12 protein-coding genes are annotated in these 12,650 nt (G+C 65.3%); 4 read left to right on the plus strand and 8 right to left on the minus strand.

Annotated features, from left to right (window positions below; all coding sequences use genetic code 11):
* Positions 1–12: 12 nt before the first annotated feature.
* The 5 genes from ASF28_RS03170 to ASF28_RS03180 form a co-directional block, all read right to left on the minus strand.
* Positions 13–1,446, minus strand: a complete 1,434-nt coding sequence (locus ASF28_RS03170; protein ID WP_056087542.1) for a phosphomannomutase — start codon at positions 1,444–1,446, stop codon at positions 13–15.
* Between the two features lie 587 nt (positions 1,447–2,033).
* The gene (locus ASF28_RS21395; RefSeq protein WP_162239975.1) at positions 2,034–3,767 is read right to left on the minus strand and encodes a glycosyl transferase family 90; all 1,734 of its coding nucleotides are present in this window, start codon (positions 3,765–3,767) and stop codon (positions 2,034–2,036) included.
* A 462-nt stretch (positions 3,768–4,229) separates the two neighbouring features.
* The gene (locus tag ASF28_RS22235) at positions 4,230–4,400 is read right to left on the minus strand and encodes a hypothetical protein (RefSeq protein ID WP_157085319.1); all 171 of its coding nucleotides are present in this window, start codon (positions 4,398–4,400) and stop codon (positions 4,230–4,232) included.
* A 288-nt stretch (positions 4,401–4,688) separates the two neighbouring features.
* Positions 4,689–6,707 carry a hypothetical protein gene (locus ASF28_RS03175; protein ID WP_082475972.1) on the minus strand — a complete coding sequence of 673 codons (2,019 nt, stop codon included), beginning with the start codon at positions 6,705–6,707 and terminating at the stop codon, positions 4,689–4,691.
* A 325-nt stretch (positions 6,708–7,032) separates the two neighbouring features.
* Positions 7,033–7,632 carry a hypothetical protein gene (locus tag ASF28_RS03180; RefSeq protein ID WP_056087547.1) on the minus strand — a complete coding sequence of 200 codons (600 nt, stop codon included), beginning with the start codon at positions 7,630–7,632 and terminating at the stop codon, positions 7,033–7,035.
* A gap of 672 nt (positions 7,633–8,304) precedes the next feature.
* Between ASF28_RS03180 and ASF28_RS03185 the strand changes: the two genes are divergently transcribed.
* Complete coding sequence (locus tag ASF28_RS03185; protein WP_056087550.1) at positions 8,305–8,547, plus strand: hypothetical protein; 243 nt, start codon at positions 8,305–8,307, stop codon at positions 8,545–8,547.
* Between the two features lie 97 nt (positions 8,548–8,644).
* On the opposite strand, the gene ASF28_RS03190 is transcribed toward ASF28_RS03185, so the two are convergent.
* The 3 genes from ASF28_RS03190 to ASF28_RS03200 all read right to left on the minus strand — a co-directional run bounded on the left by ASF28_RS03190 (position 8,645) and on the right by ASF28_RS03200 (position 10,315).
* A complete protein-coding gene (locus ASF28_RS03190) occupies positions 8,645–9,046 on the minus strand; it encodes an STAS/SEC14 domain-containing protein (protein ID WP_056087554.1) in 402 nt (133 codons plus the stop codon).
* A gap of 461 nt (positions 9,047–9,507) precedes the next feature.
* Entirely contained in the window at positions 9,508–9,786 is a 279-nt protein-coding gene (locus ASF28_RS03195; RefSeq protein WP_056087556.1) for a hypothetical protein, read from the minus strand.
* A gap of 229 nt (positions 9,787–10,015) precedes the next feature.
* Positions 10,016–10,315, minus strand: coding sequence for a hypothetical protein (locus ASF28_RS03200; RefSeq protein ID WP_056087560.1), 300 nt, complete (start codon positions 10,313–10,315; stop codon positions 10,016–10,018).
* A gap of 236 nt (positions 10,316–10,551) precedes the next feature.
* Here ASF28_RS03200 and ASF28_RS22240 point away from each other — a divergent pair, with 236 nt between their 5' ends.
* From ASF28_RS22240 to ASF28_RS03210, 3 genes are all read left to right on the plus strand, one after another.
* Positions 10,552–10,782, plus strand: a complete 231-nt coding sequence (locus ASF28_RS22240; protein ID WP_157085321.1) for a hypothetical protein — start codon at positions 10,552–10,554, stop codon at positions 10,780–10,782.
* 533 nt (positions 10,783–11,315) lie between these two features.
* Positions 11,316–11,522 (plus strand): hypothetical protein, encoded by a 207-nt coding sequence (locus ASF28_RS03205; protein ID WP_157085323.1) that lies wholly within the window; start codon positions 11,316–11,318, stop codon positions 11,520–11,522.
* A gap of 87 nt (positions 11,523–11,609) precedes the next feature.
* Entirely contained in the window at positions 11,610–11,975 is a 366-nt protein-coding gene (locus ASF28_RS03210) for a hypothetical protein (RefSeq protein ID WP_157085325.1), read from the plus strand.
* Positions 11,976–12,650 lie beyond the last annotated feature (675 nt).

Here is a 12,650-nt window from a genome sequence, read left to right on the forward strand (position 1 = left end):
AACGCGACGTCCTCATTCTCGCAGGACAGGCCCGTCTTTCATGGCGGCCGATGCCTCCGTGAGGCCCCACCGGACCAGATCCTCGGCCTCCCCGACCGTTCCGGCTTCCGCATAGCACCGCAGTTCCGGGGCGTTGCCCGACGCACGGAAGTGGATCGTTCGTCCACCGCCCAGCGCGATCTTCGTGCCGTCCTGCATGTCGACCGCATCGGCCTCGCCGACGGGCCTGCAGAACGCACGACGAAACTCGGCGTCCGCCAGCCGCTGCAGGAAGCGGCTGCTGTGTGCCGGTGGCGTGTCGGGGAGGCGGTCACTCGCGGTCTCGCCCACATCGAGCCCGGCCACGAGATCCGCCAGCCCGACCCCCATGCGCCGTGCCGCCGCCAGGGTCGCGAGGATCGGCAGCATCGCGTCGCGGGTCGGGAGGGCCGACAGAGCCCGACCGTCGACGACGACATCCGATCCAAGCAGGAACCCACCATTGGCCTCGAAGCCCACGACGGCCTTCGCCCCGTCCCGGCGGGCCTGGTCCATGCCGGCGAGGACGAAGGGCGAGCCGACCCTGGTGCGCAGCACGCGCTCGAAACCTCCGGCCCGCTCGATGGCCGAACCCGCCGTCACCGGGACCACCACCACGTCGGCGCTCAGATAACGCGCCGTGATGAGGCCGAGCACGTCCCCCCGCAGGATTCGACCATCGGACTCGGCGACCAACGGCCGGTCGGCATCGCCGTCGGTGGTCACGAGCGCATCGAATCGCGCCGATGCCGCCACGTCCCGGATGAAGGCGATGTCTTCGGGGCGATGCGCTTCGGTGTCGATCGGCACGAACGTCTCGGAGCGGCCGAGCGTCACGACTTCGGCACCGCAGGCGGCGAGCAGGTCGGCGAGGATATCGCGGGCGACGGAACTCTGCTGATAGACGGCGATGCGCAGGCCCGCCAAACTTTCGGCAGCGAAGGCATCGCGGTAGCGCCGTTGGTAGCGATCGAGCGCTCCCGGCTCCGGCGTGGCCGCGACGTCCGGCCCCATGGATCCGACCGTCGCGACATCGCCGAGGATGGCCAGGATGGCGGCTTCGTCGGCCTTCGTGATCTCACCCTCGGGCCGGTAGAACTTCAAGCCGTTGCGGTCTTGCGGGATGTGGCTCCCCGTCACCATCACGGCGCACGCCCCCCGCCGCATTCCCTCCAGCGCCAGGGCGGGGGTCGGCACGGCGCCGCAGTCGATTGCCGTGAGGCCGGCGGCCGCCGCCGCGGACGCGACGGTCGCGGCGATGCCGGCGCTGCTGTCGCGCAGGTCGCGCCCAATCACGACCTCACGGACGGCGACGGCTTCGGAGGCGAGAGCGCGGAAGAACGCCGTGGCATACGCGTAGCTCGGCCATCCGACGAGATCCGTCACCAGGCCGCGCAGGCCGCTCGTTCCGAACTTCAAACTGCTCATGGGATTTCCACTTTTGAGAATCTACCCGAGATGGGGGTTTCACGACGCTCGACCGGCGACCGACGTCGTGAGGTCGCGCCGACCGGGGCCGGGCGCTCCGACGCCGACGCGCGATGAGGACCACCATGACCCCATCCCCGGGATGATGCGAACGGCACGGCGGCCACCGGCCGCTCAGGTGGGGACCAAGACCGTCTAGCAGAACCGTTGGCGCTGGTTGAGGGTGAGGAAGCGCGAAGTCCAGGGTTCATGCAGGCCAGGGTTCATGGAGACGAGCTGGATGTCCGTGCGGCGTTCGGAGCCGATCTCGAGCTTGCCGAGCGGCGGCGGGGGCGTCCGCAGCGCACCGGCCGGGTCGCGCTGAGCCTGGCAACAGGGTGAGTGCTGTCGCGGGGTGCTGGTCCCGGTCAGGACCACGCCAAGCGACGCGCCACGGGCGTCGACACGGAGTGGCGCTTGCGCGGCGAGCCTGACCCATCGCGCATCCGTCGCGGCATGGTGAGCAGCCGTATCACCACACCGCGGGATTGCACCTCATCGAGCTCGGACGGGAGTTTTGCTTCGGACGGATGAAATTTCCGGGAAATTCATTCGATAAGCTCGCCATAAATTGAAAGGATTGTGGAGACGTAGGCGAGTATGGCTTCGCGCGTAAGCAATCGGCCCGCAAATGACCGTCCGGCGCGCGCGATCGGCTCGAACCGACCAGGCTCCGCACGCTCCTCGGCAACCGCCGAAATAACGTCCTCATCTTTGTGGATTGGAACGAAATGCTCCCAAGGCGTCAATGCAATTGAATAAAAAAGACAGAACGGTGAGTCATACTTCATGAATACACTGTTGCTTTTGAGCGCGAGATGCGATCGCGTGCAGGTGGCACCGTTCCCATCAACCGAAATGATGAACTTGCTTCCATACGTCTCGTGCCATTCGATGCGGCCCGTACCGAAGCCTTGTTGCGTCAGATACGCTTCGGCATCCGGCGTACATTGAACGAGGTTCGGCAGTCGGAAGGTAACGTCTTCGCGGCCCTTAAATGCGAAAGCGGCCCGGATTCGTGTCGGTGTCCGTTGCATCGCCGCTTCGAGGGTTATGTTCGCCCCAGTGGTCGACCCCGCAAAGACGGCATGCACCTTTTTCTGCTCGAAGTTGACGTTGTCGACGGGAGCATACTCCAGGAACGATGTATCATATAATTCAAAGTCGGGCAGAAGCGGAGAAAGCTGATCCGTATTTCGTTGAAACGTGAAGATTGGCAGCTCCAGATGCTCTTCGGCTCCGTCGGTGAGATCAATTGCAATCGTCATGTCGCGCAGCGGGCGGATCGCGATAGCACCCTCTATCATCCGCTGGTATGACACGGCTCTGCTGAGGATAATTTCCCCATACTCATTCTGATGCTGGCTTATGACATCATTTCGAAAGGTGACGAGCGAGTTTCTGATATCGAATAAAAACACGCTCGGAAATCGAGTGCTGATATCGATCAAGTCGTCTTGAAGCGTAGATTTATCGGCACCGCAAATCCGCCAAGGCGCCATTTGCTCCAAGGCCAGTTGCTCGATAAATTTTTCGGTCGATTGTTCGAGAGCAGCGCGGCATCGCTCCCGGACCGCCTTCTGATACTCGGGTGATCCGACGATCATCTTCAGCAGCGAAGACACGGTAAGGGTCGGATGCTCGTCGGCTGACACATCTCCTGGACCTCGGCCGAGGAGCATCTGATAGGCCGTCGCGACATCAGTCTGTAATGCCTTACGATCCATTGTCATGAAATCGAGTTCCAGCGCGTTGAGTACCAAACTCGGCTTGGCAGGGCGAGGCCGTGTCGACGGTGCCACCCTCATCAGACCGGTGAATGTCGTGGGGCGATTGTCCCGCTTAGGCATATGAAGCATCGAGCCGACGCCGTCTCCCGGGTGTCGGATCTTTTTGAGTCCTGACGCGCTCATGCTCAAGCCAGTCACCCCTGCTGCCAACCGTGCCGCCGGGATCACCGGGGGCCTCTCGCCGTCCCATGACAGGACGGTGATCCTGTCGGTCGGTGCGATGTCCGGGATGACGCGCAACCGGGGCGCGACAGGAGCGCTCGACGGTTGCCTTGGCCCCATCTCGCGGTGTGCAGCCGCCCAGCGTTTGTCTCGCTCCCGATCCCCATGGGGGTAGGAGGATTGGCCTGTCCCCAATGGGTCACCGAAGCTGGAGGGTCGGTCTTCGTCGGTCGCGTGACGATGGCGGAGCGGGCGGTCGGCGATGGCCGAGCCAGCCGGCGTGCATGACAAGGCAGCCGTCACCGAGCGCTTACCCTGCCCGTCAGCCATCGCGCTCGCTGCCGTCCTTGCCCTCCGGCACCGATCGAGCCCGGCCCCGGACATTCATCGAATCCATGGCTTCGCTCAGGCCATCGACCGCTGCGGCATCGCCGGTGTGGCCGTTGGCACGATGTCTTTTGCATCCCCCTCCCATATGCGCCGTGGATCTCCGCAGGCCACGCTCCCCCGCAAAAAGCGCCCCGCCACACGGGTACCGATCCCGCTGGTCTGGATTGCGGCCTGCGCGTAAGCGATAAGGCGGGAACGGATGACGGCAATCGGCGCGCGATGAACTTCGGCTTTCTCTTTTTCACCCTGTTCGGGCTGATCGTGCCCGTGGTCGGCGTCATCTGGATCCTGCGCGCGAGGGACCGCTGACGCCCTGGGCTCGCGGTCGGAACAGGGCGCGGCCGGACCGAGGCCGGGTGGAGCCAGGGCGCCTCATCCTCCGGGGTCCTCGCTTCTACGCGCTCACAGCCCGCGGCGTGATCCGAGCGCCGCATGGCGCATGCCTGCCCAAGCGTCTCGGTTGCCCGAAAGGATCATCCGGCCGTCCCTGCGCTCGGCCTCCGGTTGCTTGATCGGCATGAACCGCTGCATCACCGCCCACGCCGCGTGAAAGCGCCAAGCCAGATCCGCCACCGCCGCCTCGATGCTGCAACCGGCGCGCGGGCATCATAAAGACCAAAGTCTCGGCAAGACCTTGGTTCGGTTCCTACCGAATCCGGTCGATGCCTTCGGGATGGCGGATTGGGGCTTTGCTCAGACGCCACGCAGGCTTGCCCGATCCAGCCACCGCTCCGATCGAGCGGAGGCCGTATCAGCCCTCAGAACTCCGTCGCCCCCGGCCTGCCGCCACAAAGGCAAGCCGGTCGCGCTTCCATCCGTGAGGGTCCTCATCGATCAGCGCGGATCAACGACACTTGAGCATCATACCGCTGAACCGGCGAGCTGACCATATTCAGGCGATTGGCAAAGCGTGCGCACCACCGTGTCGATGCGCAAGGGTTGCTGGGCGATGTGATGCTCCCATTGAATTTTACTGCCCTCGTCGATGGCACGACCAAGGATCAGGCGGTAGGCCCGCTGCACGTCTGCGATCGTGATGGCGCGATCGTCCGGATGATCGATGGCCCGGGTGTAGGCGGCAATGGCGAAATCCGCGCCGCGGGCGCGAGCCTCGGCCAGCAGGGCGGTCTGGTGAACCGCCAGCCAGCGTGCGGCCGGCGTCTCGTCCGGTGCGGCTGAGGGCGTTGGTTTCGATGCAGGCGAGGACACCCGGCGAGCGCCGAGCCAGGTGCCGACACGCGTCGCAGCGAACAGGGCCTGCCACTTGCTGGCGAAGTACGCATAGTTGAACTGGACCTTCTCGGTGTAATCCGGGTCCTGCAGCAAAGACCGGGTCGAGCCATTTTCCTCATGGAGGAGCGTCACGGGAACTTGCCAGCAGCGGCTGCCGCGGATCCGAGCTTCGAGGGCATAATCGGCATCCATGACGTAGGCCCAGCGGTAGCCGCGGTCGAAGTTGCCGACCATGTCGATCACCTCCCGGCGGATATAAGCGCCTCCGAAGGTGATCCAGTCGACCGGACGCGCAGCCTCGTAGCGCGTGTCGTAGCGGTAAGCGCCCGCACCAGCCTGCCCGGCGCGAAGATCCACACCGCCGCCGACATGACTGATCCGACCGTGATCGAAGGCGCCGCCGGCGCATTGGACGTACCAGCCCCCTGTCGGGTTCTGAAGCGGGTAGAGCAGGTCGCAGCCGATCAGCCCCGCTCCCGGCAGCGTCTCGACCCATGCGAGAAGCTGCGCGTACCAGGCGTTCCCGGTATCGTCCGGCATTGGTGCCATGTCCGTGTGGACGATGATGACGTCGCGGTCGGGAAACGCCCGCCAGCCCTGTTCGTAGGCGCGCTCGGGTCCGAGGCGGTCGTGATCCTGCCAGAGATGGAACGGGAGGTGACGGCCCCGCTCCGTATCGAGGCCGAAGGCGGCGACCACACGGGCGCGATCATCCTCGTGAACGTAGGGACACAGGATGATCGGCTCGGGCCGGCTGGCCTCGGCAGGCCATGCATCCTCGGGCGCGTCGGCGACGAAGCCCCCGAGCGGCGTCAGGATCCGATGTGCGAATCGCGCGCGCTGCGCCCGGACATAGGCGGGCAGCCTATGCTCGGCTCCAATTGCCCAGACATAATCGGGCCGGCCGAACAGGTCCTGGCGAGCGGCGATGAGGGCCAGGGGATCGATTGCGGTGAGGAACGCGGAGGTGTTGAACTCCTGATGCGAAAAATCGCGTATCTTGGCGCGAATGCCGGCCAAGTCCGAGAGGTAGGAGAAGTGCCAGCCCGCGTCGCTGATCCGCTGGACGGGCTCCGTCCCATGTCGAAAAGCGTAGCGCAGTGCGTCGGGTGTATCGGTCTTGAGCCGAGCATAGGGACAGACGATGGCCGTGATGAGGTCGACCTCTGGGCCGGCCTGATGGACGTAGTTCAGGGCAAAATAGCTCAGGTCGAGGACGAGGCCGTAACTTTCAGGATCGGCTGCGCGGATCGCCGCGATCACCGAAGCCCGGGGGATCTCGTCGACGTCCGACATCACGATGAGATCGTCGTCCGCCGCGTCCAGGAGACCGCGCAGGATGGTGTTGCGCTGGAACCGCTCGCGTGCCCACGCATCACCCGTCTCGATATCATCGTCGACGACCACGTAGCGGATCTTGTGTGCGAAACTGCGAATACGTGCCCATTGCGCTCGAAGACGCAGCGGCTTGGGCCGGCCGCTGAAGGTGCGTGTCGCCTCGACGATCACCACGGCATCGACCGAGGTCGCAAGCTCGTGGAGCCGGATCTCGAGGGTGTCGATCTCGCCGTTGTAGAGCAGGCAGTCAAAAACGCGCATGGGACCCCCGAACGCCCGAACACCGTGCAACCGAGTGAGCACAGGCATCAGGCGTATAGACCGAATGGCCACCGACAACAGACCCGGAGCGGACCCGATCGGGGGCGGCGCTTGCAGCGTGAAGCCGGTGGCGGAAGCGCGGTGCCCGATCGCTTCGTTGATCGGCGTAACCGTGCTTCAGGAAACGGGGATGCAGCCTTCGGACAGGCTTTCGGCCTGCGCTCGGACAATCATGCCGAGATTACGAGCGTTGTCCCGGCACGCTCGCAGATCTCCGCATGGTCGCCTTCGTCCCTCTCATGCTCGAACAGACCGCGCGACCGGCGGGCGGTTCAGAACGACCTCTGACGTGCGGGGCCGTTTGAGCATCGGTCTAATCGTCCATCGCGCCGGCCGATGGTTTGGCCCGCGAGGGTCTGCGACCCGCCGCTGGAATACATCCGCTGCACACGCTGCTGCTCGCGCGCCGGACCTGGGCGTCGAAGCGGCGATCCCGATTTGCCTGGGCGCGCTGCTCGACTTCGGCGTGCGCCTCGACATCGGCGAGCGGCATCATCGTCGACCGTACGGCCGGGGGCGTTCCCGTGGGGGCGTCGGTCGGACCCAGACGTGCGGCCAGGAACGGGGAGGTCTGCGGGACGGCGCCCGAATCCGCCGTCGCAGCAGAGATAGGCGCCTTACTGAGATGGGCCGCATGGGCGACCATGCGCCGGGGCGGCGCCGAGGAGTCCGCGACGCGGTTGTTGGTGCGCGTGAGAACAGCTTGCGGATTGATGCCGCCACCCCCGCGTCCCGGCTCGAAGAGCAGCTCGCCCGGCATGACGGCCGTCAGGCGCTGTGCGGGCTCGACGGCTTCCGGCATGGGCGGGCCTGCGGAAGCGAAGGATGTGCCGGCTCCCGCGCGCAGGCGTGCCTGCGGATCGGTGCCGACACAGGCGGACAGGCTCGTAAGGCCGACCGCGGCGACGAACAAGATTCTGATCAGTCTCAAGATGCCCCCGCATCAGCATGGAATCCGGTGGATCCCTGCCTTGTCCCGCGATGGCGATAGGTTGGGGATGCATCGTAAATATGGCGTTGCGCGAGTTCCGGCCCGGCTCAGGCGCGAAGGATGTCGCGTGCAGACCGGCGTGCCTGAGCTCCGACCGCGCCATGGAGCGAGGGTGAGGTCGAGCCGTCGGGACTCGATCGCCTGAACAACGCCATCGGTCTGCGCTTCGGCACGGTGCCGGCGGAGGCGGGCGACGGCGCCATCGCGGAAAAGCATCGCCCGTCCCCGTTCCTCACCTGCGAGCCGAACGGCATGGTCGGCCCCGTTCATCCCGATCGTGGGTTGACGCAAGGATTGGTGACGGACCGGAGCAGGCGGTGACCTCCCGATCCGAAACGACGGCATCAAGAAATTTATTCGTCTTCGGAAAGTTATTTTTACGCCACGCGGTCATCGAAAGCTTCGAAATGCGTGGGGAGCATACCTCGAAACTGTCGTAACCGGGTCAGGCCCTGTCGAACTTGCGTTATAGTGGACAAACCGTCTGGCGGCAGCATTATGCTGCGATGCAAAAGTAGCATGCCGCATCGCAACATAAGCGTGCTCTAATCCGTCCATCGAGCGGCTCCCAGCCGCGCAAGCCGGATCTGTCCCATGCGCAATACGTCCTTCCTCGTCCTCGCCGCCATCCTGTCCGCCACCTCCGGCGTCGCCGTGGCGGGTGAGGCGACCTATCTGACCCCGCCGCTCTTCCGCGAGCAGGCGCGTGACACTCAGAAGGTTCGCAGCGTCAGTGATCTGACCACGACGCCCACCCTGACGACCGCAGCCAAGCCGACCGTCCCGGTCCGCGCGGTGCAGGTGGTTGCGGACGCCGAGGCGTCGTCGGCGCGCTGATGGGAAACGGCGCGCGCTCGACCCGCACGCCGTTTCCGGACCAGCGTCGCGGCCCGGACGATCCGAGCGCGACGTCGGCAGATCGCCGTCCCTCGAATCAGTCGGCGGCCGATAGGTCTCGCGCGAGCCAGGCCCACGCCGCCGCCTCGTCCTCCAGATCGAACGTCTTGGTTTCGACGGGCATGACGAAACCGGACAGGTTGATCATCGTCTTGGCGAACGTTGGGGCGCCGACGACGACATAGCGCCTGATGTGCGCGACCGAGCGCGCTTTCACGCTGGCCGCATAGCCGTCGAAGGTGGCACCGAGATCCGATCCCTCATAGTTCGACATGATGATCAGCATGTCGATCTTGTCGAGGGACTGCATGGCCTCGTCGGTTAGAGACGACATCCATTCGATGTCGGCTTTGGAGATCTTGTCTTTGATCTCGAAAGCGAGGAGGTCCGGCCGCGGTGAATCGCGGCGGATGACCGACCCGTCGGGTGCGCTGCTCATGGCCCGTCTCCTGTTCGCGGTGTCCGACGACGGCCTCAGCTCGGCTGCTCTTCGGTCTTCTCGATCTCCGGATCATCCTCCTGAGGAACTGAGGGCTCCGGTCCGACCTTCGGAGCTCGCTGATCGGGAACCGGTGCTTCCTCAGGCTTCGGATCCGACCCATTCGGCACGCTGGCTTGGCTCATGGCTTTGATCCCTGTCGAAATGCAGGGGACCAAGCCGCAGCGTGCGGGTGTGTTCCTGCCCTCGTCGCAATCGAGAGCCTCAGCGGACACTTTTCCGGCGTGCGATCTGCCGCCCCCCCCCCCGGAGCCGCCGCAGGCCCGCCGCCTCCGCGTTCTTCGGCGAGGAGACCCTGGCCCCCGGACGTCTCGCCGATCCGCATCCATCCATGACGCCGGCGCGACAACGGCTTCGGCACTGCGGATGAGACAGGGCAAAGGGGGTGGCGTTCACGCCGCTCAACCGGCGGCGAAGGCAGCGCCGGTCTGCGCAGCGACCTCGGGCGACAGCCAGCGCTCGTCGAGGTCGGTCGCGTTTCGTTCGGCCACCGGCTGGGTTTCATCGCCCTCGGCGAAAATGACCGTATCGCCCGGCTCGACGTCGCGCGTGGCGTAGAAATCCCAGCGACGATGAAGGACGCGCGGCCCCCCGAACAGGCGGAAGGCATTCCAGTCGCGGTCGTCCCGAAAACCGACATCGTGGATGCCTTTCGGCGGACGCTCGGACGACCGGGGCATTCCTCCGAGGTCGCCGCTGGAGGGCGGCTGTCGAGGTGAGGGAGGCTGTCCGGACCGCGGCACGCTGCTCATCGCCTGCTCGCAACCGCTGATTCGAGCGCGTTCGCGTTGGATCGCTGGGGGAAGGGCAAGGAACGAACGATCGGAGACAACCGGAAAGGCCCGGTCGCCAGTGACGGCGCCGGGCTTCGTGTCGGCAGAATCGAGCGGATCACCGCCCGCCTGCGGATCAGCAGTCGTTGCTGCCCGGCTTGACGACCTGACCCTCGGCCGGCTTCTTCTCGTCGCCGCCGGGCTGGGTGTTGCCGCCGACGTTGTTCATGGCGCCGACGGTACCGGGGGACTCGGCCTTGGCGCCGGGGGTGACCTTCGTATCCGACGTGCCGTCCGCCTTGGAGCTCTTGTCGGTCGCGGCGCCCTGGCCCTGGGCGTTCGTGGTCGTGCCGACCGCGCAGGGCGCGGCCATCGCTGCCGACCCCGCGGCGAACAGGATCGTGGCGGCGACGGCGATCGTGCAGACGTTCTTCATTGGTTTCTCCGAGGTTTTCCAAAGCTCCCAACAAGATTGGCCCCGCGCACGTTCCGGCGGACAGCCCGGCTGTGACATTTGCGGCATGGCCCCGTGCCCGCCGATCGTCTCCGGTCCCCACGTCCCAGGCCCCCTGGCATCCAGACCCGAGATCACCCCCCAACCTTTCGGGGGGTCCACACGCGGGTCGGCACCGCCCGGGTTCGGCCGGCGCCGAGCTGCCTGTTCGGGCGGTCATGGGCAAGGTTTCCGAAGGCGTTCCGGCAGTTGATGTGATCGGAGACGGGAAAAGCAATTACAACTTCGATCAGATTGCCGTCTTGTGTGGCAAGATCAATTTCGACCTGATCCAATATCAGTGCCGTTTTGCTGCTGCCCGCCAGACCGACTATCGATACCGCCCCCGCCGCCAGAAGGCTGAAACCCTTTCGGATAGATCGGCTGGATGCAAATCCGCTGACATATGATGTGCATGTCCCTCGGATCAGTGCATATGTTTCGCGCTTCTCCCTCAACACAAGCGCATGTACACCCGGCCATGGCTGAGCTGGACACTGAATAGATTGCCACGGCAACAGAAAAGGCTCGCACAAGTCTCATGTTGTTCACTCGGTTCATCAGCGCATAATATCATTACGCTGTTTGGCTTTTCCGCTCCAGCATTTGTTTCTGTCGAGCCTCGCGGGTCTTGGCGCGTGCGGGCCTCACGCATAGTCCCGCCGTGGCCGGAGCCGGGCCGGTCGAGTCTTGCTCGACATCGTTGAACGATTCAGCGGCCCGGCGATGCCGCCGGGCCCGAGGCCGACCGCACGCGGGAAGGCCGTCACGGCCCCGATGGCGCGGGGCCCGGCATCACCGTCAGGCCCCTTCGGCCCGAAGTCATACCGGCGCGCCCAGGACGCACGCTGGATTTCAGCGACGACCCTGGTGGTTTCCGATGTGATGGAACGATGTGTGCGCGGTGCGGATACTGTTTGGGCTAGAGGATCAGGAGGCGCCCATGATCAGGAAGCTGCTTTCCGCGGTCTCTCGCGGGTCGGACGACAAGGTCGGCGTCGCGCGTCGGCCGGGGGAGCTTCCGGAAGACGCGTCGCGGCTCGAAACGATGGTGCCGCGGCAGCCGCCGCCGGCCCGAAACGACGACGGGATGCACCGGGTCTGCGAGGAGGTGGAGAAGGCCCTGCGGCAGGCCGGGCACCTGCGGTAGAGCGGCGTTGCCCCGCCGTCGCGACGGGTTTGGTGCAGGGTGGATGGGGCCCTACGTTGCGTCCGACACGACAGGGATGGGACGCCCATGAGAATCGCATTGGCACTTGCCGCCATGGCCGCCACGAGCTTTCCGGCCGCGGCCATCGAGGGGCGCTACAAGATCAAAGGGCGAAACCCCGGCCAGTCTCAGGTCTATCGCGGCGAGGCTGCCGTGAAGAAGCTCGGCGACACCTACAGCATCGTTTGGCAGATCGGATCCGCGCGTCAGATCGGAACCGGAATCCTCACCGGCTCCGTCCTGTCGGTCGTCTTCCAGGCGGCCGGCGCTCCCGGGTCCGGAGGCGTCGCGAGTTTCCAGGTGAGCGGCGGCAAAGTCACGTCGGGCCAGTGGGCCGTGACCGGCGGGCAGACGGTCGGGATGGAACAATGGGCGTTTGAGACCGGGATCTAGCAGGATTTCGGCGGAGCGCTTTCCTCGTGGCCGATCGACGGCCGGGGCGTGAGCAGCCGATACTTTCTCCGATCCGCCGCGGCGAGGCGCCGGAACCGGAGGAAGGCGTCGGCCATCATCGGCGCGTGTCGATGCAGCCCGGTCCACGAGCCGCCCTCGGTGTGGTCGGGGCCAAGCTCGTCCTGACATCCGCTGATGCGCCCGCTCGCGGATCCAGCACGCCTCGATCATGACGGCGAGCTGTTTGTGGATGGCATCGGATAGCAGGTTCCAGGGGCAGAACCTGCGCTCGCCCGAGGTGCGCGCCTCGCGCACCAGCCGAACGGGTTCCCCGGAGCGGGTGCCAATCGGCTTTTGCGCCGACCCGTCGCGGCGGACCGGAAGCGCGCCGACCGCTTGAGCCACCCACCTCGACCCGCACATCACCGCCTGCTTGGGGAGCCTTCGCCTGCGTCCAGGCACGCGCGGAGCGGTGGTTCCAGAATGCATTCCTCCGGTTGCTCACGGCATCGACCTGAAGGGCGAACTGTTCGCTTAGATACCCGCGCAAAGCTTCATAACTTGCATTGCAAAGCGACAATTCATTGATTTGTAACCACAGATTTCGAAGAAATGGGGACAGTGTCGCCTGTAGGTTGAACAAGGGCCGTCATAATGCGCTTATTAGGTACCGCA

The organism is Methylobacterium sp. Leaf99 (genome assembly GCF_001422375.1).
GTDB lineage: Bacteria > Pseudomonadota > Alphaproteobacteria > Rhizobiales > Beijerinckiaceae > Methylobacterium.